This is a genomic window from Streptomyces sp. NPDC053079 (assembly GCF_044546695.1).
Taxonomy (GTDB): domain Bacteria; phylum Actinomycetota; class Actinomycetes; order Streptomycetales; family Streptomycetaceae; genus Streptomyces.
On record NZ_JBITZJ010000004.1, the window covers coordinates 477,519 to 498,646 of the forward strand.

The following is a 21,128-nucleotide window of genomic DNA, read 5'->3' on the forward strand; positions in this document are numbered from 1 at the left end:
CCCGCCGACCGGGCACGGGGGGGGCGGCCCCGCGGGGGGGCGCGGCCCCGGCCCCCGCCGCGGGGGGGGGGGGGGGGGGGGGGGCCACCCCCCGGGGGGGGGGGGGGGGCCCCCCCCCCGGGCCCCCGGTCCTCAAACGCCGGACGGGCTGAATATTCAGCCCGTCCGGCGTTTGAGGACAAGAAACGGTGAAAGGGCGGGGCAGGGGCGAACTCCCCCCTACGCGCGCCTCCCGGCAGCCCACCCCCGGGCCACCTCCACCAGCGCCCGCACCGCCTTCACGACGAGCCCGTCGTCGAGCCGCACCCGCCGACTGTGCTCCACATGCAAAAACGGCACTCCCACCGCATCCGCATGGTCCCCCTCCACATTCGTGCGGCCCTCCAGCCGGCCGCAGTACCGCTGCCACACCTCGCACACCCGCAGCCCCTCCTTGCGCAGTCCGCCCGCCAGGCGCCGTGCGGAGGGCAGCCCCGCGTCGCCCTTGCCGGGTGAGACGACCACGTCCTGGTCGGGGAGGCTGCTGTCGGCGAAGCCGTGCACCTGGACCGCCGGGAGCCGGCGGTCGGCGAGGGAGTCGGCGACCGCGGCGAAGACCGAGTCCGACCGGTGGGCGACATCGGCCGCGGCGTCCCCCTCCGAGCCGGCACCGGCGCCGCCACCGTCGCCGTCACCCAGCGTGCGGTAGGCGCCCGCCAGGATCAGCACCCCGCCCGGGACCCCGCGCAGCAGCCCGAGTCCGATCTGCTCGGTGCGCAGGTCGGCCGTGGGGTGCGGCACCTGGACCGTCCACCGGGCGGGGCCGCGCAGGTCGACGTAGACCCGTCCCCAGCCCCGGATGGCGTCCCCGTCCGCGGTGGCGTCGGCAATCTCCGCGTAGCGCCGTCCGCCGTCGGCCCGGTCGACGAGGGTGCGTACGGTGTAGCCCGCCGTGTCCAGGGCCTGCTCGGCGGCCGCGCGGTCGCCGTCCAGCAGCAGGCGGACGCCGTCGGCGACGGCCTTGCGGTCGTGGACGGCGGGGACGCGGTACCGCCCGTTCTGGTCGATGCGGTCGGTGAAGGCCGTGATCCGCCGGCCGAGGTCGACGGGCGTGCCCTCCTCCCCCGGCCCGCCCTGCCGGCCGTCGGCCGCCCCGCCCTGAGGGCCCGTGTGCGGCCGGGCGGCCGGCTGCGCGCAGCCGACGAGGCCGCCGAGCAGCGCCCATGTCACCGCGCCGAGCAGCGCGGGCCTGACGGTGGCCGCCAGGGCCGGCTTGAGCTTCATGCCGGCAAAAATACCCGGCACAGTAATTGATCTTGGTATAGGCATGGCAAAGCGGGGAGTGCGATCAAGACCGATCGGACTCTTTTGGTAATTCGTTCGAATTTCCCTAGACTTCGAGCGCTTTACCTTACGCATACGCAGTGCGGCAGACAGTTCAGGCACCCCGTGGTCCCGGCATGCCCCGCGTGCCGCGACCGAGAGGAAGACTGTTGCCCGCTTCGCGCGGCCCCCGCCGGCGCAAGGCCCGCCGCCGCGCCGACATGCCTCTGCTGGGCGGCGCCCGACCCCCGATAGCCGCCCTGCTGGCGCTGCTGCTGGCGGTCGCGGGCACGACGGCGATGGTGCTCGGGGACCGGGACCGCTCCGCGATCGACACGGCCGTCCTCACCTCGCAGCAGCACGTGGCCGAGGACGGCGCCCTGTCGCTGCGGGCCTCCCTCGACGAGAGCATCACCGACCTCGAGCGCGCCGCGGCCCAGTTCGGCGGCGCCACCGCGCCCGACACCGTGCTGGACACCCTCGGCAAGGTCTACAACAAGTGGCGCGGCACCGCCGTCGTCGACCCGGCGGGCGGCACCCTGCTCGCCGCGCGCGGCGAGAACATCCCGCTCGCGACCGTCCTGAAGGGCCGGCCCGGCGATGACGACAAGGGCGGCAAGGACCTCGACGACGTTCTCGGCCCGCGACTGGTGAAACTGCCCTCCGGCGAGACCCGGATGCTCGTCGTGGCCGCCCTGCGCGGCGACGCCGGGACCCGGCTGCTGGTCGCCTCCGGCACCCTCAACGTTCCCGGCATCTCCTCCGGCGAGAACCGCTCCCTGCTGGTCGTGGACTCCGCCGGCACCGTCCTGGCCAGCGACGGCCCGTCCGTGGCCCGAAAGTCCTGGGCGAAGAAGGCCCGCAGAACGGCCGCCGCCGACTCCGCGAAGACCCCCGAGCCCGGCGGCCACCCCGGCGCCAGCGGCCACCTCATGGGGGACGTGCGCGGCGACGTCCGTACGGCCGTGGGCTACGCCGCCGCGGGCCGCGCGCCCGGCGAGAAGAGCTCGGCCGGCACCCTGGGCCTGTCGGTGATCACCTCGGTCAAGGTCACCGACGACTCCCGGACCGTGCGCACCCAGGCCTTCGGACTCGTCGCCGCCGGCATCCTGCTCGTCCTGGCCCTACTGGTGGGCTGGATCCTGCTGCGTACGGTCCAGCGGCCGCTGCTGCGCCTGTACCTGGAGAGCCGCAGGCTGGCCCGGGGCGAACTGGACCGCCCCCTGCCACGCTTCCGGGGCCGGGAGGCGGCCCGTGTCGGCGCCGCCCTGGAGAGCCTGCGCGGCCAGCTGCTGGGCGGCCGCCCCACCCGTACGGGCCGGGCGCGCGGCGGCTTCGGCACCCGCTCCACGGTCGTGGTGTGCGCGCTCGTCCTGCTCGCCTGGGCGGCTCCGCTGCTGCTGCTCGTCAACCGCGCCGGCAGCGGCGTGGCCGTGCCCCGGCAGCTCGTCGACGACCAGCGCCGCCGCACCGACACCGCCTCCGACCGCGTCCGCCGGGCGCTCAACGAGGGCTGGGCCGACGTGGCCGCCGTGGCACGGACCGTCTCGGCCGGCGCCGGCAAGGACGACTCCGGCAAGGACGCCGGGAGCGCCGACAAGGCCGTCCTGGAGCGGACGCTGCGCGAGCACGGCCGCTACCGCGCGGTCTATGTGATCGACGGCGAGGGCAAGGTCCTCTCCCGGGCCGGGGACTCCCCGCGCCACCCGGACGGCAAGCCGCCCCGCGCGGACGGCGTCGCCCAGCTCAACACCTCCGGCAAGGAACCCGTCATCGCCGCCTACGCGGCCGTGCCCGGCGCCAAGGGCCGCGCGGTGGTCGGCGAGTACGACCCGCAGTTCCTGATCTCGCTGGTCACCCGGCCGGGGCTCGGCCGGGTCTGGCTCGTCGACAAGGGCCACCGTGTGATCGCCGCCGACCGCGGCCACGGCTTCCGGGCCTTCTCCGAGCTGCCGTCCAGCCATCTCGGCGTCCTCGCGGACGCCGCCGGGGAGAAGCGCGGAAAGGGCAACGGCACCGCCTTCCTGCACCGCTCCGGCGGCTCCTCCGACATCGCGGCGGCCTCGCCCTTCACCGGCGGCGGCGCCGTCCGGGACCTGGACTGGCAGGTCATCAGCTCCCAGCCGACCGCCTGGCTCGAGCTGCCCGAGCACACCGCCCAGCGGCGCACCATGCTCGCCGGGCTGCTGGGCGTGAGCGCCGCCGTGGCCTGCCTGGGCTGGCTGCACATCGTCGTCGTCCGCCCGCTGCGCGCCCTCGCCGACCGGGCCGAGGCCCTGGCCGGCGGCGACCGCAAGACGGTGCTCTTCCCCCAGCACCACGACGAGGTCGGCGCGGTCGTGCGGAACCTGGAGCTGATCCGGCAGCGCCTGGCACGACCCTCCGGAAGGACCTGACCACCGTGCTCTTCCTCTACACCGTGCTCGTGATCTGCTGCGTCGTCCTCCTGGTCGCCGGCATCGTCGAGCAGCGCCGCCACTTCGTCAACCTGGACCTCATCCCCACCCGGGTGCTCATCAACGGCATCCGCGGCAAGAGCTCCATCACCCGCCTGTGCGCGGGGGCGCTGCGCGGCGGCGGGCTCGTCACGGTCGCCAAGACCACCGGCACCGCGGCCCGCTTCATCCACCCGGACGCCACCGAGGAGCCCGTCTACCGCAAGTTCGGGATCGCCAACGTCGTCGAGCAGATCGGCATCGTGCGGCGCGCCGCCGCGTACCGCCCGCACGCCCTGGTGATCGAGTGCATGGCCGTCATGCCGGCGCTGCAGGAGGTCAACCAGACCAAGCTGATCCGCTCGACCATCGGCGTGCTGTGCAACGTCCGCGAGGACCACCTGGCCGAGATGGGCCCGACCCTGGACGACGTGGCGCGCTCCCTGAGCCGGTCCATGCCGCACGGCGGGATCTGTGTGACGGCCGAGCGCGACCGGCTGCACATTCTGCAGGAGGAGGCCGACAAGCGCGACTGCCGGCTCATCGCCGTGGACCCGGAGACGGTCAGCGACGCGGAGCTGCGCGGCTTCAGCTGGTTCACGTTCAAGGAGAACGTCGCCATCGCGCTGGCCGTCGCCGAGCTGCTGGGCGTCGACCGGGCCACCGCGCTGCGGGGGATGTACGACGCGCCGCCGGACCCGGGCGTGCTGTCCGTGGAGCGCTACCGCACCCCCGAGGGCATGCCGTTCCGCTTCGCCAACATCTTCGCGGCCAACGACCCCGAGTCGACGCTGATGAATGTCGAGCAGCTACTGAGCCTCGGCGCCATCGAGCGGCCGCTGCACGTCCTCATCAACTGCCGTCCCGACCGCGTCGAGCGCAACGGGCAGATGGGCGAGATCGTCCCCCGGCTGGCCCCGGACTCGGTCTTCCTCATCGGCCACCCCACCAAGAGCGCCCACGACGCGATCCCCGCCGAGTGGCGCGACCGCGTCGTCGACCTCGGCGGCGACCGGCGCGACGCGGCCGAGCTGGAGCGGGAGATCCTCGACCGCCTCGGCCCCGGCGCCTCGCTGGTGGCCATCGGCAACATCCACGGCCAGGGCGAGCTGCTGCTGGAGCGGCTGGCCGAACTGCCGGCGGACGAGCCGGCGCCGGAGCCGGAGCAGCCGCCGGTGTATGTCCCGACGTACATAGATCCCTCAGGAGACTTCCGTTGATCCCCGCTGTCCTCACCCCGGAGATCGCCGCCATCGGGATCGCGCTGGGCCTGCTGTTCTCCCTGGTCTGCTATCTGACGACCAACCTCTCCCCCGGTGGCATGATCACCCCCGGCTGGCTGGCCCTCACCCTGGTCGAGGACCTCCAGCGCGCGGCCATGGTCGTCGGCATCACCGTCCTGACCTACCTGGGCACACTGCTGCTGCAGCGGCACGTCATCCTCTACGGCAAGCGGCTGTTCGCCGCCGTCGTGCTGACCGGCGTGGTGCTGCAGGCGACGCTGCACCTGATCCTCCAGCAGCAGTTCCCGCTGATGTACGCCAACCAGACCCTCGGCTTCATCGTCCCCGGTCTGATCGCCTATCAGCTGGTGCGCCAGCCCCGCGGTGCGACCCTGCTGGCCACCGGCACGGTCTCGCTCGCCAACTACGTCGTCCTGACCGCCGGGATCCTGCTCGGCTTCATGCCCACCGCCTGATCCCCCCGATTCCCGACGGAGCACAGACCCATGTCCCGGAAGTCAACGGAACGCAAGAAGCCGAAGGCCCGGAAGAAGGCCCGGGGCCAGGGCGGCCGCCGCGCGCTGCAGACGCTCGTGGTGCTCGGCCTGCTCGGCACCAGCGCCTACCTGACCGTCGAGCTGCGCGAGCGGCAGCAGGGGACGGCCCCGCCGGTCGAGTCCGTGGGCGCCGGCTCGGGCGGCTCCTCCGGCGGCAAGGCCGTCCCCGCCGGTGAGCGCCGCTACGAGCGGCTGGCGAATCCGGCCCGTACGGTCGTACGCGCCGCCGACGGCAGCGTCCTGGCGACCTTCACCGACAACGCCCGCACCGCCGTGCTCACCGGCCCCAGCCGTACCTTCGCCGAGCCGAAGTTCACCTCCGCCAAGGTGGTCACCGACAGCTGGGTGCGGCTGCTGCCGGAGGCCTGGAAGGAGGGGGCGGAGAAGGACTCCTGGTTCAAGGAGTGGTTCGACAGGAGCCTGGGCGCCAAGGACCCGGACATCTTCGCCATCTCCATGGAGTACCTGGACGGCGCTCCCCAGAAGAAGGACGCGCGCGGCATCGTCTACGCCGGCGACGCCCAGTTCGGCCCGCTCAACCCGGGCGGCTCCGAGGCGGGCGACATGCGCCTGGAGCAGTCGGACTTCTACGACTACCTGGGCATCCCCTACACCTTCCGCGACGGCACCGTCGAGCGGCCCGAGGCCAAGCGGCTGCGCGCCATGGACTGCTCGGGCTTCGTCCGCACGGTCTTCGGCTACCGCGCCCGCTACCCCCTGCTGGGCAAGGACACCAAGGGCGACGGCCTGGCCCGCACCTCCAACGGCATGGCCCGTCTCTCCCCCGGCGTCCCGGTCCTGGAACTGAGCGGCAAGCGGCCGGAGGCCACCGACAAGCTGCAGCCGGGCGACCTGGTCTTCTTCGACATCGACAAGCGCACCGGCGACCGCCTCGACCACGTCGGGATCTACATGGGCCTCGACACGGACGGCAAGCCGCGCTTCATCTCCAGCCGCGAGGAGGCCAACGGCCCCACGTTCGGCGACAAGGGCGGCACCGCCCGCCTCGACGGCAACGGCTTCTACGCGACGGGGCTGCGCAGCGCCAAGCGGCTGTGAGCCACGGGGCCCGGGCCGGGTGCTAGACCCGTACCCAGTCCCCCAGCGCCAGCCCGCGCGCGTCGGGGCGCTGGCGGGCCACGCGCAGCGTGCCGTCCGCGGCGACGGCGGCGGCCACCACACGGCCGGCGGCGTCGAGGGCCAGGGCGGGGGCGCCCACGCACTCCTCGCCGGTCTCGGACCAGGCGGCGTCGGCGGCGGCCTCGTCCCGCGTGGCGTAGGCGGCGACGGCCGGCAGGCCCGAGGCGGAGCGCTGGGCCAGGACCGTGCAGTCCTGGCCGTCGAGGGTGGTGCGCAGGACGGCGACCGGGCCGGTGCCGCCAGTGCCCAGCGAGGTCAGCGCGACGGGGGCCGGGGCCTCGGCGCTCTCCTCGCCCCTGGGGGCGGGGGCGTGCTGGACGTGCAGGGCCGAGTCCGCGTCGGCGCGCCAGAAGTGGGCGATGCGGTCGTCGTCCGCCGGGGCGGAGGTGAACGAGCCGGTCAGGGACTTGGCGGCGGTGTCCTTCACGCGCTTGAGCGGGCCGCCCGGCTCCTCCTGGCGCCAGCGCAGGACGGCGTCCGCGGTGGAGGCGAGCAGCTCGACGCGGCCGTCGGCGCTCACGCAGGCGGACCCCGCGTCGAGGACGCGGCTGCCGTGCAGGTCCAGCCACGGCCCCCAGATGCCGCGGGCGTCCTGGCGGCGCCCGCTCACGCCGCGGCCGGCGTTGCGGAAGTACAGGTGCAGGCCCACGCCGTCCACGACGGCGACGGGGGTGCCGATCTGGTCGGCGCGCTCCCAGTCCTGGCCGTAGGGGGTGCCGATGGTGCGCCAGGGGGTCAGGGCGCGGCCCGACTGGAACTGGGTGGTGTAGACGACGTCGGTCTCGGCCCGGCCGTCCTCGTGGGCGCGGCGGCGCACTCCGGCGAGGAAGACGTAGCCCTGGGCGCTCCGGGTTATGGAGACGTAGGGCTCGAGGCCCGGCATCTCGAACCGCTGGGGCCCGCTCCACTCGGGGCCGCCGGGGCGGGTCTCGGTCCAGCGGACGATGCCGCCCGGGACCGGCGCGTAGGCCGTCAGCCGGCCGTCCTCGCCTCGCAGCAACCAGCCGGTGGTGGTGGCCGTCCGCACTGCCATGACTCGCTGACCAGCCTCTCTTTGACCCTGGACCCCGTTTGCGGGCCCTCGACGATAACACTGTGACCGGCGCCGGAATCCGGTCGCGGGGCGGCATGCGAGGCTGTCGCCATGACAGCTGCTCTTCTTGTCGTGGATGCCGCGAATGTCGTCGGCAGCGTGCCCGACGGCTGGTGGCGTGACCGGCTGGGCGCGGCCGGAAGGCTGCGTGACCGCCTGGTGGAGTACGCGGCGCACGGGCTGCCGGAGGGGGCGGTGAACCCCGCGCTGCGGGGCCCGCTCGAGGTGGTGCTGGTGGTGGAGGGCGCGGCGCGCGCCCTGGACAGCGTGCCGGGGGTGCGCGTGGAGGCCGCCGACGGCAGCGGGGACGACCGGATCGTGGCGGTGGTGGCCGCCCGCGAGCCCGGCCGGCGCTGTGTGGTGGTCACCGCCGACCGCGAGCTGCGGGAGCGGGTCCGGGCGCTGGGGGCCGGGGTGGCCGGTCCGCGCACGGTACGGCCGTAGGAGATCCCCTGGGGCCGTCCGCGCCCCGGGCGGGACGCGGACGGTACGGACGGGACGGGGACGGGGTCAGACGGTGGGCCGCTGGACCCGCTCGGCATCGCTGACCCGGCTCTTGCGGCGTCCGTAGATGAAGTAGACGACGACGCCGAGGACCATCCACACGGCGAACCGCAGCCAGGTCTCGGCCGGGAGGTTCAGCATCAGCCACAGCGAACCCAGGATGGAGAGCACGGGGACGACGGGTACGAACGGGGTGCGGAAGGCGCGCGGCAGGTCGGGGCGGGTGCGGCGCAGGATGATGACGCCGAGCGCGACCACGACGAAGGCGAACAGCGTGCCGATGTTGACCAGTTCGGCCAGCACGTCGATCGAGGTGAAGCCCGCGACCACGGCGACGACGACGCCCAGGAGGATCGTCGAGCGGTAGGGCGTGCCGTAGCGGGGGTGGACGGTGGAGAAGAAGCGCGGCAGCAGCCCGTCGCGGCTCATGGCGAAGAAGACGCGGCTCTGGCCGAGCAGCAGGATCATGCAGACGGAGGTGAGGCCCACGGCCGCGCCGAAGCTGATCAGCCCGGCCCAGAAGGGGTGGCCGACGGCCTTGAAGGCGTCGGCGAGCGGCGCCTTGGTGGAGAGCGTGTCGTACTTCTGCATGCCGGTGACGACGATGGACACGACCACGTAGAGCACCGTGCAGATGGCGAGCGAGCCGAGGATGCCGCGCGGGAGGTCCCGCTGGGGGTTGCGGGTCTCCTCGGCGGCGGTGGCGACGATGTCGAAGCCGATGAAGGCGAAGAAGACCACGGCGGCCGCGGCGAAGATGCCCATGACGCCGAAGTTGGACGGGGTGAAGCCGAACATCACCTGGATCAGCGGGGCAGTGAGTCCGCTGCCGCCCTCGGTGGTCTTGGAGGGCGGGACGAACGGCTCGTAGTTGGCGCCGCTGATGAAGAAGGCGCCGACGACGATGACGATGAGGACGACGGTGACCTTCACGCCGACGACGACCGCCGTCACCCGCGAGGACAGCTTCATGCCGGCGACCAGGATGCCGGTCAGGGCCAGGACCAGGAGGGCGGCGAGGATGTCGAAGCCGAAACTGCCCTCGTGCACCCCGGACAGCGCCGTCGGCAGGTGCCAGCCGGCGTTGTCCATCAGCGACTGGATGTAGCCGGACCAGCCGACGGCCACCACCGCGCAGCCCAGCGCCAGCTCCAGGACGAGGTCCCAGCCGATGATCCAGGCGGGCAGTTCGCCGAGCGAGGCGTACGAGAAGGTGTACGCGGACCCGGCCACCGGGACGGTGGAGGCGAACTCGGCGTAGCAGAGCGCCGCGAGGCCGCACGCCACGCCGGCCACGACGAAGGCCAGCGCCACGGAGGGCCCGGCGTTCTCCTTGGCCACCTTTCCGGTGAGGACGAAGATGCCGGTGCCGATGACGACGCCGACACCGAAGACGGTGAGATCGAGGGCGGAGAGGTCCTTCCGTAGCGCGTGCTCCGGCTCCTCGGTGTCCTGGATGGACTGCTCCACGCTCTTGGTCCGGAACATTCCGCTCCGGCCGCGGCCGCTGCCTCGGACGGGTTGCTCTGTGCTCATCGGCTCACCTCCACTGCTCGGCGTCACTCGTCCTTGCTGAACCGATCGAGTGTCCGCGATGTTCGGGGCCGTACGGGTGCGGCCACAGCCGCCCCGTCCAGGATTCACCCGATGGAGGACAGACGCATCCATGCCGAAGGGCCGACCGGACCACCCGCACAGGGGGTGACCGGCCGGCCCTGGGGCACGGCGGAGGGTGTGACGACGGAGGGGTGAGCCGCCGTCAGTCGCGTACGGCCTCGACGGCCTCGGAGGCACCGGAGGTCCCGGCCGCATCGGCCGGCTCGGCCGCGTCGGCGGCCTCGACTGCCTCGACTGCCTCGTCTTCGAACCGCCCGTCGAGCTTGGCGACCAGCCCGGTGACCTGGCGGGCGATGTCGGGGGCGGTGAGCCCGATCTCCGCCATGATCTCCTTGCGGGAGGCGTGGTCGAGGAAGCGCGGCGGGATGCCGAAGTCGCGCAGCGGCAGGTCGACGCCCGCGTCGCGCAGCGCCTGCGCGATCGCCGCGCCGACACCGCCCACGCGGCCGTTGTCCTCGACGGTGACGACGACGCGGTGCTGCTCGGCCAGGCCCGGCAGGGCCTCGTCGACGGGCTTGACCCAGCGCGGGTCGACGACGGTGCAGGAGATGCCCTGCTTGTCGAGCAGGTCGGCGATCTCCAGGCACATCGGGGCGAGCGCGCCGACGGAGACGAGAAGGACGTCCGGCTTGACCGTGCCCTCGGCGGGCCGGCGCAGCACGTCCATGCCGCCGACGCGGCCGACGGCCTCGACGGCCGGGCCGACGGTGCCCTTGGAGTAGCGCACGACGGTCGGCGCGTCCTTGACCTGGACGGCCTCGCGCAGCTGGGCGCGGACCTGGTCGGCGTCGCGCGGGGCGGCGATGCGCAGGCCGGGGACGACCTGGAGGATCGACATGTCCCACATGCCGTTGTGCGAGGCGCCGTCGTCGCCGGTGACGCCCGCCCGGTCCAGGACGAAGGTGACGCCGCACTTGTGCAGGGCCACGTCCATCAGTACCTGGTCGAAGGCGCGGTTGAGGAAGGTGGCGTAGACGGCGAAGACCGGGTGCAGACCGCCGGTGGCCAGGCCCGCGGCGGAGGTCGCGGCGTGCTGCTCGGCGATGCCGACGTCGTAGACCCGCTCGGGGAACTCCTTGGCGAACTTGCCGAGGCCCACCGGCTGCATCATGGCGGCCGTGATGGCCACGATGTCCTCGCGCTCGCGGCCGAGCTTCACCATCTCGTCGGCGAAGACGGAGGTCCAGCTGGCGCCGCCGGAGGCGACGGGCAGGCCGGTGTCGGGGTGGATGGCGCCGATGCCGTGGAAGCGGTCGGCCTCGTTCTGCTCGGCGTGCTTGTAGCCGCGGCCCTTCTGGGTGAGGCAGTGCACGAGGACGGGGCCGCCGAAGCGCTTGGCGCGCTGCAGGGCGGACTCCAGGGCCTCGATGTCGTGGCCGTCGATGGGGCCGACGTACTTCAGGCCCAGGTCCTCGAACATGCCCTGCGGGGCGATGAAGTCCTTCAGACCCTTCTTGGCGCCGTGCAGCGTCTCGTAGAGGGGCTTGCCGACGACGGGGGTGCGCTCGAGGAGGTCCTTGCCGCGGGCCAGGAAGCGCTCGTAGCCGTCGGTGGTGCGCAGGGTCGCCAGGTGGTTGGCGAGGCCGCCGATGGTGGGCTCGTAGGAGCGCTCGTTGTCGTTGACGACGATCACGAGCGGACGGTCCTTGGCGACGGCGATGTTGTTCAGCGCTTCCCAGGCCATGCCGCCGGTCAGGGCGCCGTCGCCGATGACGGCGACGACGTGGTCGTCCTTGCCCAGGACCTGGTTGGCCTTGGCGAGGCCGTCGGCCCAGCCCAGCACCGTGGAGGCGTGGCTGTTCTCGATGACGTCGTGCTCGGACTCCTCGCGCGAGGGGTAGCCGGACAGGCCGCCCTTGGCACGCAGCTTCGAGAAGTCCTGGCGGCCGGTGAGGACCTTGTGGACGTAGGCCTGGTGGCCGGTGTCGAAGAGGATCTTGTCCTTGGGCGAGTCGAAGACCCGGTGCAGCGCGATGGTCAGCTCGACCACGCCGAGGTTGGGTCCGAGGTGCCCGCCCGTCTTGGAGACGGCGTCGACGAGGAAGGTGCGGATCTCCGCGGCCAGCCGGTCGAGCTGCTCCGGGGTCAGCCGGTCCAGATCGCGCGGTTCCCTGATGCGGGTCAGCAGGGCCACCCGTGCCTCCTTCATCGAGCTGTCGGCTTGTAGAAGCTTGCAGAAGCTCATAGAAGCTTCTAGATCCGTCGAGTCTAATGTTCCGCCTGCAGTGGCGATGAACGGGTGATGCTACCTATGTCACGCGATCGGCTCAGCGGGCAGCTAAACCCGCCGAAAGTCACGCGGAAGGCCCGGACCGCCGCCGGTCCGGGCCACCCGTTCGTCCGTACGGGCGTTACGCCCGTCCGGCCGTCTTCTGGGTCTTGCGGGAGACCGAGTCGATCACCACGGCGGCCAGCAGCACCGCGCCGGTGATCATGTACTGGACGGCCGAGGCGATGCCCAGCAGGGCCATGCCGGAGGCGATGGACTGGATCACCAGCACGCCCAGCAGCGCCGACCAGGTCTTGCCGCGGCCGCCGAAGAGGCTGGTGCCGCCGATGACGGCCGCCGCGATGGCGTTCATCAGCAGGCTGCCGGCGCCCGAGGACTGGTTCGCGGCGTTGATCTGCGAGGCCAGGAACATGCCGCCGAGCGCCGCCATCGTCCCCGAGAGGGCGAAGACGGAGATCCGGATCATGGCGACGTCGATGCCGGCCCGGCGGGCCGCCTCGACGCTGCCGCCCAGGGCGAAGACCTTCCGCCCGTAGGAGGTGCGGCGCAGCACGAAGTCGAGCGCGACCACGACCCCGAGGAAGATCACCACGGCCAGCGGCAGGCCCTTGTACTGGTTGAACAGCCACGCCACCACATAGGCGGGCACCGCCAGGGCGGCCGTGCGCAGGACGACCTCGCTCAGCGGGCGGCTGGGGACGCCGGCCGCCTCGCGCCGCCTGCTGTCGCGCAGGGAGACCAGGAAGAACGCCACGACGCTCAGGGTGGCCAGTCCGTAGGCGGCGGCCACGTCGGTGAAGTAGTGGTTGGTCAGCCCCGCGACCAGCCCGGAGTCGTCGAGGTTGATGGTGCCGTTGGAGCCGAGCACCTGCAGCATCAGGCCGTTCCAGCCGAGCAGGCCGGCCAGGGTGACCACGAAGGCGGGCACGCCGATGCGGGCGAAGAAGAACCCGTGCAGAGCGCCGACCAGGGCGCCCGAGAGGATGGCCAGGACGAAGGCCAGCCACTCCGCCATGCCGTGGCTGACGTTGAGGACCGCGAAGATCGCGGCGGCCAGGCCGCTGACCGAGCCGACGGACAGGTCGATCTCGCCGAGGATCAGCACGAAGACGATGCCGACCGCGATCAGGCCGGTGCCGGCGGCGGTGACGAAGAGGTTGGAGAGGTTCTCGGCGCCCAGGAAGGCGGAGTCCTGCATCTGGAAGACCAGACCGATGACGAGGAGCCCCACGACCACGGGCAGCGAGCCCAGCTCACCGCTGCGCAGCTTGCGCCGGAACTCGCTCCAGTAGCCGGCGAAGCCTTCCTCGCGGACCAGCAGGCGCGGGTCGACGGCGGGGACGGCCTCGTGGGCGGGGGCCTGGCCGTTGCCGTTGGCGGCCGGCTCGGGGGACGACGTGGGCAGCTCGGTGCTCATGCGCCCGCCTCCTTCTCGGGCTCGTCGGCCTGACCGGCCTGGGTGCTCTTGTCCGCCTCGCCCGCCGGGGCGGCCGGGGCGGCCTCTGCGGCCCCGGCGGCCCCCGCGGAGCGGGCGCGGCGGCGGGTGACGGCGTTGTCCGTGGCGCCCGTGATGGCGGAGATGATCTCTTCCTGGGATGTCGTCCGGACATCGAAGGTGCCGTTGTTGCGGCCGAGGCGCAGCACCGCGACCCGGTCGGCGACGGCCTTCACATCGGCCATGTTGTGGCTGATGAGGATGACGCCCAGGCCCCGCTCGCGCAGCCGCTCGACCAGGTCGAGGACCTGCGCGGTCTGCTCGACGCCGAGGGCCGCGGTGGGCTCGTCGAGGATGACGACCTTGGGCTCGCCGAGCAGCGAGCGGGCGATGGCGACGGTCTGCCGCTGCCCGCCGGAGAGCGAGGCGATCGGGATCCGGACGCTGGGGATGCGGATGGAGAGGGTGGACAGCAGCTCGCGGGAGCGGCGTTCCATCTCGACCTCGTCCAGCACCCCGGCGCGGACGATCTCGCGGCCGAGGAAGAGGTTGCCGACGACGTCGAGGTTGTCGCACAGCGCGAGGTCCTGGTAGACGGTCGCGATGCCCAGTTCCTGGGCGACGTGCGGCCGGTCGACGGTGACGGGCCGGCCCTCCCACTCGATGACGCCGTCGTCGGCGGGGCCCACTCCGGCGATGGTCTTGACGAGGGTGGACTTGCCGGCGCCGTTGTCGCCGACCAGGGCGACCACCTCGCCGGGGTGGATCTCCAGCTCTACGTCGGTGAGCGCCTGGACGGCACCGAACCGCTTGGAGATTCCGCGCAACGCCAGCACGGGCGTAGCGGACACGTGAATCATCTCCTTCACCGCCCCGAGGGGGCGGCAGCCTGGGGGCTTACTTCAGTCCGGCCTGGTCGCACTGCGCCTTGTACTTCTCGGTGCAGATCTCGTTCAGGGTGAAGAAGCCCTCCTTGCCGACGTACTGGCCGATGTCCGCCTTGGTCAGCGCGAAGGGGGTGACGATGATGGCGGGGATCTTCTTCTGGGTGCCGCTGTCGACGGTGGTCTTGGCGACCGCGTCGGTGCCCTTGCCCTGGGCGAGGGCGACGGCCAGCTCGGCGGCGGCGTCGGCCTCGGGCTTGTACGGCTTGTAGACGCTCATGAACTGCTCGTCGGAGAGGATCCGCTGCACGGCGGAGAGCTCGGCGTCCTGGCCGGTGACGGGCGGGAGCTTGTCGAAGCCGGCGCTCTTGAGGGCGGTGATGATGCCGCCGGCCATGCCGTCGTTGGCGGAGTAGACGCCGACGATGTTGTCCTTGCCCAGCGAGGAGATGGCGCCCTTCATGTTCTCGTTGGCGTTCTCCGGCTTCCACTCCTTGGTGTCGTACTCCTTGCCGACCTCGACCTTGCCGTCGAGCACGGAGTGGGCGCCGTCCTTGTACATCTTGGCGTTGGGGTCGGTGATCGCGCCGTTCATCATCACGATCTTGCCCTTGGAGGCGTTGTCGCCGAGCTCCTTGAGCAGGGACTCGCCCTGGATCTTGCCGACGCGCTCGTTGTCGACGGAGGTGTAGGCCTTGACCGGGCCCTCGGCCAGGCGGTCGTAGGCGACGACGGGAATGCCCTTGTCGTTGGCCTTCTTGACCGAGCTGGCGATCGACTTCGCGTCCACCGCGTCGACGATCAGCGCGTCGACCTTCTTGGTGATCATGGTGTCGACCTGCTGCTGCTGGACGGAGGCGTCCTGCTTGGCGTTCTCGTAGAGGACGACGGTGTCCGCCCCCGCCAATTCCTTGATCTTCTTCTCGATCAGCGGCTTGTCGAACCGCTCGTACCGCGCGGTCTGATTCTCGGGGAGCAGAAGGCCGATGGTCAGCGGGCCCTTCTTGTCCTTTTTCTGCTCCCCGTTGTCGCCGGCTTCCTTGGCGCTGCCACAGGCGGCGAGAGCGGTGGCCATGGAAACGGCGGCCATGGCCACACCGGCACGACGCAGATGCGAATTCATGATGCAGATACCTCCCTGACGAGGCCGCGTCGTTGCGGCCGAGGTGGCTGGAAGTCAACTCGGCCGCCAAGGAAGCGTCAAGAAGTAAATTCTTAACGAGATGGCAACGATGCCATTCGTTATCTGCGTGAACTCAAGAGCACCACGCGGGAAACGGGCGAATGCCCTATCGGTTCACCGTCGGGGCATGTGCGGGCAGCGTCTCGTCCAGCAATGACGAATCGCCCATTTCGCTGAGGACGAGCGCCAGGGCGCCCAGCACCTCGGCCCGGCCGCCCAGCGCTCCGGGGACGACCTCCAACTGGCGGGCGGCGCTCGGGATCGCGTACCGCGAGACGGACTCGCGGATGGGCGCGAGCACCAGCTCGCCGGAGTCGGCGAGGTCGCCGCCGAGCACGACACGGCTGGGGTTCAGCAGGTTGCACAGGTTGGCCACGCCGCTGCCGATGTGCCGGCCGACGTCCGAGATGACCCGCCGGCAGCCCGGGTCCCCCTCCCGCGCGAGCCGCACCATCCGCGCCACGGTCAGGTCGGTGCCGTGGGCCGAGTGGAGCAGCGGCAGGACGTAGCGGGCCGCGGTGAAGGTCTCCAGGCAGCCGCGGTTGCCGCACCGGCAGACCGGGCCGGACTCGTCCAGGGTGATGTGGCCGATCTCGCCGGCGGTGCCGCCGGGGCCGCGGTAGATCTGCCCGTTGATCACCAGACCGGCGCCCACGCCGCTGGCGACCTTGATGTACGCCAGGTCCCTGGCCCCCCGGCCGGCGCCCCAGACCAGCTCGCCGAGGGCGCCGAGGTTGGCGTCGTTGTCGACGTGGACCGGCACGTCCAGGCGGCCGGCGAGCTCGTCGCGGGGGTTGGTGCCCGCCCAGCCCGGCAGGATCGCGGTGGAGCCGAGCACCCCGGACTCCACGTCGATCGGGCCCGGGACGCCCAGCCCCACTCCGACGATCTTGTCCGGGCTGATCCCCGTCGCCTTGACCAGGCTGGTGACCAGGTGTTCCGCGCGCGCCAGGCCCTGGGTGGCGGAGGCGTCCACGTCCAGCGGCTCGGCCTCCTCGGCCAGCACCCGGTGGGCGAGGTTGCCGATGGCGACCCGCAGGTGGGTGTGGCCGAAGTCGACCCCCACGACGATGCCCGCGTCACCGGAGAGCGAGACGCTGCGCGCCCGCCGGCCGCCGGAGGAGGTGGGGGTGACCTCGACCGTTCCGCCGTCCTTGAGCTCCCGGACGATGTTGGAGACCGTGGCGGCCGACAGCCCCGTGGTCCGGGCGATCTCGGCCTGGGTGAGCGACCCCGCCATGCGCACCGCGCGCACGACCCGCTCCAGGTTGGCCCGGTGCAGCGACGACTGCGACCCCGGAGTCTCCACGCCCATCCACTCCCGCCTCACCGGGACGGCACGACGGCCGCCCCGAGGGCCGGGCTGCAGCTCTGGAGCCCGGCCATCCATACAACATGTGAACTCTTAAGCTCGCCGCACGGCTTGCACCACGTCAAGGGCTTGACGCCGATCCCGGCCATGGCACCGTTGCCTCAGCGAGACCTTCCGGGCCCCTCCAGGGGCTCCCGGCGACCTTGCGCCGACCCCATATCGTACGGAGCGGACCATTGCCCCGTACGCCGAGGGTGGGCCCGCTCCGGCCGGGCGCGGTAGCTCGAACGGGCGAATCCGCCCCCCGCCGCTCCACCGCCCGACGGATCTGGTCATGTCCGCACTCAAGCCGTTGTGCGGCATGTTCATCCGACATAACCACCGGCGGCGCCGGACGCCCGGCCCCCGGCCGGCGCGCCGCGCCCCGGCGCACTGCCCGATAGTTGGGGGCTTCCGCGGCAAGAACGAACGGAGAGCGGAGCATGTGCGAGGACCCTCAACTGGCCACCGCCGACTGGTGGTACACACTCCGGATCCCGGCGCAGCCCTGGATGATCGGCATCGTCCGCAACGCGCTGCGCCTCGCGCTGGGCCGGCACGGCCGCCACGACCTGGCCGACACCGCCTGCCTGCTCGCCACGGAGCTGGTCACCAACGGCGTGGTGCACGCCAAGTCCCCGGTGACGGTCCACCTCAGCTGCCGCTCCCGGACCCTGCACGTGGCCGTACACGACACGGGCTCCGGGGCCCCGGCCCGGCGCAGCGCGGGCGTCGACGACGAGTCGGGGCGGGGGCTGGCCCTGATCGACAGCTGCGCCACGGCCTGGGGGGTGGCCCCCGCCGCGCACGGCGGGGGCAAGGCGGTCTGGTTCACCCTGGCCTGAGCGGGCCGGCCGGGCCCGGGACTACTTGAGCGCGCCGGCCGTCAGCCCCGCCTGGACCTGCCGCTGGAAGACGATGTACGCGGCGAGGACCGGCAGCATGGCCATGACCAGGCCCGCGAAGAGCCCGGACCAGTCGCCCTTGTAGCCCTGGCTGACCGCGAGCGCGACCAGTCCCTGCGGCAGCAGCTTCTTGTCCTCGTCGCCGACGTTGAGGACCGTGGGCAGGAGGTACTGGTTCCACTGGCCGAGGAAGTTGAAGATCCCGACGCTGATCAGGCCCGGCTTGGCCATGGGCAGCATCACCTGGAAGAAGGTGCGGGTGTGCGAGGCCCCGTCGATCAGGGCCGCCTCGGCGACGGAGGTGGGCAGCGTCCGGAAGAAGCCGCTGAGGAAGAAGATCGTGAACGGTAGCGAGTAGGCGATGTAGACCAGGATCAGCCCGTGGTAGGTGTCGAGCAGCTGCATGTTCTTCATCACGAAGAACAGCGGGACGAGCGCCAGGATGACGGGGAAGCTCATCCCGCCGACGAAGAGGAAGTAGACGAAGCGGTTGCCGGGGAAGTCGAAGCGGGCCAGTACGTAGGCGGCCATCGAGCCCAGCAGCATGGTGCCGGCGAGCGAGCCGGCCACCACGACGACGGAGTTGAGGAAGTACTCGCCCATGTGGGCCTGCGACCAGGCCCGGCTCCAGGCGCCGAAGTGCAGGCCGGACGGCAGCGCCCAGGGCGAGGTGAAGATCTCCCTGTCCGTCTTGAAGGCGCTCATCACCGCCCACAGCAGCGGCAGGGTGACCATCAAGGCCCACAGCACGAGGACGCCGTGCGAGAAGACGTTGAGGACCGTCCCCTCGCTGCCCATACGCCCGCGGGTCGCCTCGGCGGCGGGCCTGCCGGCGGGCGAGGCCGCGGTGCCGTTCCCCTCCGTGGGGTCCGTGGTGACTGCCATCAGTACTCCAGCCGCTCGCGCCGGCCGAGTTTCATGACGAGGCCCGCGAAGATCAGGGTGACGATGAGCAGGGCGACGCCCAGGGTCGTCGCGTATCCGGCCTGCCCGTCCCGGAACGCCTTGGTGTAGAGGTAGAAGGACAGGACCTCGGTGGAGTAGTCCGGTCCGCCCGGCCCCACGGTCATGATCTGGACGACGGCGAACGAGTCGAGCGCCATGATGCCCATGTAGACCCAGCCGGTCTGGACGGTGTCCCACAGCAGCGGCAGCGTGATCCGGAAGAAGGTCTGGACGCGGTTGGCGCCGTCCAGCAGCGCGGCCTCGTAGAAGTCCTTCGGAATGGAGCTCATGCCGGCCGAGAACAGCACCACGTAGAAGCCGACGTTGCTCCAGACCATCACCGCCATGACGCACCACAGCGCGAGGGAGGGGTCGCCCAGCCAATCGGGCCGTACCGAATCCAGGCCGAGCGCGCTCAGGAAGGAGTTCAGGGCGCCGCTGTTGGGGTTGTAGGCGAACTGGAAGAGCAGGGCGACGATGGCAATCGAGAGCACCTGCGGAAAGAAGTAGACGATTTTGTAGAAGCCCGAGCCATGGACCCCGGCCACCGCCGCGTTCTTCCTGCGGCGGCCGCCGAGATTGAGCATGAAGGCGAAGAACAGCCCGAGCCCGAGCGTCACCAGCGGCAATATCAGCAGCAGCAGGACGTTGTGGCCCACGGATTTCCAGAACACGTCGTCGTTCCAGAGCCGTTGGTAGTTCTCGAATCCCGTCACCGTGAAGTCGGGGCTCAGTCCGGTCCAGTCGGTGAAGGAGTAGTAGACGGCCTGGACGAACGGCGAGATGACGAAGATGCCGTAGATCGCCAGGGGCAGGATCAAGAACCCTGCGATGAAGCGGTACTTACCGTGCTGCATGGCCGCCACCGCTCACTTGTGCTTGTACTTCTTGACGGCGCTGTCCTTGGCGGTCTCGTCGGCATAACGCTGGATCTTGCTGATCGCCTCGTCGGGCGTCAGCCGGCCGGCCATCATCTCGCCGAGCGCCCCGACGCCGATCTTCTCCTTCTGCAGCGCGACGTACCAGTCCTGGATCCGGGGGTTGACGACGTTCTTGCCGGCCTTGGTGAGCGCCTCCTGGGAGGAGGCGAGGCCCGGCGGGAGGGAGAGGCCTTCGGTGCCGCCGTTGAGCGAGGTGAGCGAGGAGACGGACTTGATGAAGTTCTGCGAGGACTTCTTTCCCAGCATGGTGCGCAGCAACTCCATGCCGCCCTGGGGGTTCTTGGCGTTCTTCGGCACGATGAAGGGCTCGCCGCCGGAGGCCCAGAGGGTGCCGAAGGGCAGCTTGTCGCCGCTCTTGTCGAGGCTGGAGGGGGCCGCGACCGCCATCTGGAAGTCCTTGGGCGTGGTCTTCTTCGACTCGTTCTCCACCCAGGAGCCGTTGGGGATGAACAGGGCCTTGCCCTCGTTCCAGGCGGTCTGCGACTCGATGTGGGTCAGGCCCGGCGTGCCCTGGAGGATGTAGCCCTTCTTGTAGAGCTCGTAGTACGCCTCGAAGGCCGACTTCACGGCCGGGTCCTTCCAGGCGTTGGGCTCCAGGTTGTCGATCCTGGTCAGCACCTCCACACCGCCGATCTTGGCGATGAAGGGGTAGAGGCTGAACGGCAGGTAGTACGGGTGCTTGCCCGCGTACGTCCAGCCGGCGATGCCCTTCTTCTTCGCGGCCTCGCAGACCTTGAGCATCTCGTCCCAGGTCTCGGGGTACTGCGCGTCGAGCTTCTGCAGGTTCGTCCTCGAGTACCAGACGCCGTAGACGGTGTAGGCGTAGTACAGGATCCAGGTCTCGCTGCCGTCGAACTGGCCCATCTCCACCACGCCCGGACGCAGGGTCTCGCGTACCTTCCGGGACGGGTCGTCGTAGGAGGGCGCGTCCAGCAGGGCGTTGAGATCCGTCAGCTGCTTCTTGCCGACCAGGGTGCCCATGTCCATCTGCTTGGCACCGGAGTTGTCGATGAGGTCGGGCGGGGTGCCGCCGTTGAAGCGGGGCTGGAGCTGGGTCTGGATCTCCTGGGTGGCGGAGTGCTTGACCGTGGACTTCGGGAAGGCCTTCTGGTACTCGGCCTCGGCATCCTTGGCGTACTGCTGGCCGAAACCACCGTCGAAGATGACGACGTCGAGCGGTGCGGTCTCGTTGACCGCGAGCGGGTTCTTCTCGCTCTTCCTGCCCTTGTCGACCTGCTTGCCACTGTCGCCGCTGTCGCCGCTCGCACAGGCGCTCAGCGCGCTCATCGTCGGCACCGCGATCAGACCGATGGCCGCCGCCCGCTTGATCAGGTCGCGCCGGCTGAATTCCGGGGTGGATCCCATGCTCAAGTCCTCGCCTTC

Annotated in this window: 16 protein-coding genes and 1 pseudogene; 6 read left to right on the forward strand and 11 right to left on the reverse strand. The window is 71.3% G+C overall.

Going from position 1 to position 21,128, the window contains the following annotated elements:
- Positions 1 to 219 precede the first annotated feature (219 nt).
- On the reverse strand, positions 220 to 1,263 hold the full coding sequence (locus ACIGXW_RS17970) for a hypothetical protein (RefSeq protein WP_399573874.1): 1,044 nt from the start codon (positions 1,261 to 1,263) through the stop codon (positions 220 to 222).
- Positions 1,264 to 1,472: 209 nt separating this feature from the next.
- On the opposite strand from ACIGXW_RS17970, the gene ACIGXW_RS17975 reads away from it, so the two are divergent.
- Genes ACIGXW_RS17975 through ACIGXW_RS17990 form a run of 4 tightly spaced genes read left to right on the forward strand, consistent with a single transcriptional unit; the run spans position 1,473 to position 6,576 of the window.
- A complete protein-coding gene (locus ACIGXW_RS17975; protein ID WP_399573875.1) occupies positions 1,473 to 3,698 on the forward strand; it encodes a HAMP domain-containing protein in 2,226 nt (741 codons plus the stop codon).
- A 5-nt stretch (positions 3,699 to 3,703) separates the two neighbouring features.
- Complete coding sequence (gene pgsB / locus ACIGXW_RS17980) at positions 3,704 to 4,957, forward strand: poly-gamma-glutamate synthase PgsB (protein WP_399573876.1); 1,254 nt, start codon at positions 3,704 to 3,706, stop codon at positions 4,955 to 4,957.
- Complete coding sequence (locus ACIGXW_RS17985; protein WP_071963471.1) at positions 4,954 to 5,436, forward strand: poly-gamma-glutamate biosynthesis protein PgsC/CapC; 483 nt, start codon at positions 4,954 to 4,956, stop codon at positions 5,434 to 5,436. The genes pgsB and ACIGXW_RS17985 overlap by 4 nt, the downstream gene beginning before the upstream one ends.
- A 30-nt stretch (positions 5,437 to 5,466) precedes the next feature.
- Entirely contained in the window at positions 5,467 to 6,576 is a 1,110-nt protein-coding gene (locus ACIGXW_RS17990) for a C40 family peptidase (protein WP_399573878.1), read from the forward strand.
- 22 nt (positions 6,577 to 6,598) lie between these two features.
- Here the strand turns inward: ACIGXW_RS17990 and ACIGXW_RS17995 are convergent, their stop codons facing one another.
- Complete coding sequence (locus ACIGXW_RS17995) at positions 6,599 to 7,690, reverse strand: hypothetical protein (protein WP_399573879.1); 1,092 nt, start codon at positions 7,688 to 7,690, stop codon at positions 6,599 to 6,601.
- Positions 7,691 to 7,801: 111 nt separating this feature from the next.
- On the opposite strand from ACIGXW_RS17995, the gene ACIGXW_RS18000 reads away from it, so the two are divergent.
- The gene (locus tag ACIGXW_RS18000; RefSeq protein WP_399573880.1) at positions 7,802 to 8,194 is read left to right on the forward strand and encodes an NTP pyrophosphohydrolase; all 393 of its coding nucleotides are present in this window, start codon (positions 7,802 to 7,804) and stop codon (positions 8,192 to 8,194) included.
- 66 nt (positions 8,195 to 8,260) lie between these two features.
- Here the strand turns inward: ACIGXW_RS18000 and ACIGXW_RS18005 are convergent, their stop codons facing one another.
- From ACIGXW_RS18005 to ACIGXW_RS18030, 6 genes and pseudogenes are all read right to left on the reverse strand, one after another.
- Positions 8,261 to 9,790 (reverse strand): amino acid permease, encoded by a 1,530-nt coding sequence (locus tag ACIGXW_RS18005; protein WP_399573881.1) that lies wholly within the window; start codon positions 9,788 to 9,790, stop codon positions 8,261 to 8,263.
- A gap of 223 nt (positions 9,791 to 10,013) precedes the next feature.
- A complete protein-coding gene (gene dxs / locus ACIGXW_RS18010) occupies positions 10,014 to 12,005 on the reverse strand; it encodes a 1-deoxy-D-xylulose-5-phosphate synthase (protein WP_399574056.1) in 1,992 nt (663 codons plus the stop codon).
- Positions 12,006 to 12,222: 217 nt separating this feature from the next.
- On the reverse strand, positions 12,223 to 13,518 hold the full coding sequence (locus ACIGXW_RS18015) for an ABC transporter permease (protein ID WP_071965695.1): 1,296 nt from the start codon (positions 13,516 to 13,518) through the stop codon (positions 12,223 to 12,225).
- A 98-nt stretch (positions 13,519 to 13,616) separates the two neighbouring features.
- Positions 13,617 to 14,396 (reverse strand): annotated as a pseudogene (locus tag ACIGXW_RS18020) (ATP-binding cassette domain-containing protein); the annotation flags it as partial.
- A 37-nt stretch (positions 14,397 to 14,433) separates the two neighbouring features.
- Entirely contained in the window at positions 14,434 to 15,543 is a 1,110-nt protein-coding gene (locus tag ACIGXW_RS18025; protein ID WP_399573882.1) for a substrate-binding domain-containing protein, read from the reverse strand.
- Between the two features lie 166 nt (positions 15,544 to 15,709).
- The gene (locus ACIGXW_RS18030; protein WP_399574057.1) at positions 15,710 to 16,912 is read right to left on the reverse strand and encodes an ROK family protein; all 1,203 of its coding nucleotides are present in this window, start codon (positions 16,910 to 16,912) and stop codon (positions 15,710 to 15,712) included.
- Positions 16,913 to 17,397: 485 nt separating this feature from the next.
- Here ACIGXW_RS18030 and ACIGXW_RS18035 point away from each other — a divergent pair, with 485 nt between their 5' ends.
- The gene (locus ACIGXW_RS18035) at positions 17,398 to 17,799 is read left to right on the forward strand and encodes an ATP-binding protein (RefSeq protein WP_071965869.1); all 402 of its coding nucleotides are present in this window, start codon (positions 17,398 to 17,400) and stop codon (positions 17,797 to 17,799) included.
- Between the two features lie 21 nt (positions 17,800 to 17,820).
- On the opposite strand, the gene ACIGXW_RS18040 is transcribed toward ACIGXW_RS18035, so the two are convergent.
- The 3 genes from ACIGXW_RS18040 to ngcE are packed head-to-tail and all read right to left on the reverse strand — an operon-like array spanning position 17,821 to position 21,110.
- Entirely contained in the window at positions 17,821 to 18,744 is a 924-nt protein-coding gene (locus tag ACIGXW_RS18040; RefSeq protein WP_399573883.1) for a carbohydrate ABC transporter permease, read from the reverse strand.
- The gene (locus ACIGXW_RS18045) at positions 18,744 to 19,661 is read right to left on the reverse strand and encodes a carbohydrate ABC transporter permease (RefSeq protein ID WP_399573884.1); all 918 of its coding nucleotides are present in this window, start codon (positions 19,659 to 19,661) and stop codon (positions 18,744 to 18,746) included. Before ACIGXW_RS18045 ends, ACIGXW_RS18040 begins: the two co-directional genes overlap by 1 nt.
- A 12-nt stretch (positions 19,662 to 19,673) precedes the next feature.
- Positions 19,674 to 21,110, reverse strand: a complete 1,437-nt coding sequence (gene ngcE, locus ACIGXW_RS18050) for an N-acetylglucosamine/diacetylchitobiose ABC transporter substrate-binding protein (RefSeq protein ID WP_399573885.1) — start codon at positions 21,108 to 21,110, stop codon at positions 19,674 to 19,676.
- Positions 21,111 to 21,128 lie beyond the last annotated feature (18 nt).

Bases quoted from the DNA above. Each gene is read 5' to 3' on its own strand.
- ACIGXW_RS17970 (WP_399573874.1), bottom strand. From the start codon at position 1,263: ATGAAGCTCAAGCCGGCCCTGGCGGCCACCGTCAGGCCCGCGCTGCTC.
- ACIGXW_RS17990 (WP_399573878.1), top strand. From the start codon at position 5,467: ATGTCCCGGAAGTCAACGGAACGCAAGAAGCCGAAGGCCCGGAAGAAG.
- ACIGXW_RS17995 (WP_399573879.1), bottom strand. From the start codon at position 7,690: ATGGCAGTGCGGACGGCCACCACCACCGGCTGGTTGCTGCGAGGCGAG.
- ACIGXW_RS18000 (WP_399573880.1), top strand. From the start codon at position 7,802: ATGACAGCTGCTCTTCTTGTCGTGGATGCCGCGAATGTCGTCGGCAGC.
- ACIGXW_RS18005 (WP_399573881.1), bottom strand. From the start codon at position 9,790: ATGAGCACAGAGCAACCCGTCCGAGGCAGCGGCCGCGGCCGGAGCGGA.
- ACIGXW_RS18015 (WP_071965695.1), bottom strand. From the start codon at position 13,518: ATGAGCACCGAGCTGCCCACGTCGTCCCCCGAGCCGGCCGCCAACGGC.
- ACIGXW_RS18025 (WP_399573882.1), bottom strand. From the start codon at position 15,543: ATGAATTCGCATCTGCGTCGTGCCGGTGTGGCCATGGCCGCCGTTTCC.
- ACIGXW_RS18035 (WP_071965869.1), top strand. From the start codon at position 17,398: ATGTGCGAGGACCCTCAACTGGCCACCGCCGACTGGTGGTACACACTC.
- ACIGXW_RS18040 (WP_399573883.1), bottom strand. From the start codon at position 18,744: ATGGCAGTCACCACGGACCCCACGGAGGGGAACGGCACCGCGGCCTCG.
- ACIGXW_RS18045 (WP_399573884.1), bottom strand. From the start codon at position 19,661: ATGCAGCACGGTAAGTACCGCTTCATCGCAGGGTTCTTGATCCTGCCC.
- ngcE (WP_399573885.1), bottom strand. From the start codon at position 21,110: ATGGGATCCACCCCGGAATTCAGCCGGCGCGACCTGATCAAGCGGGCG.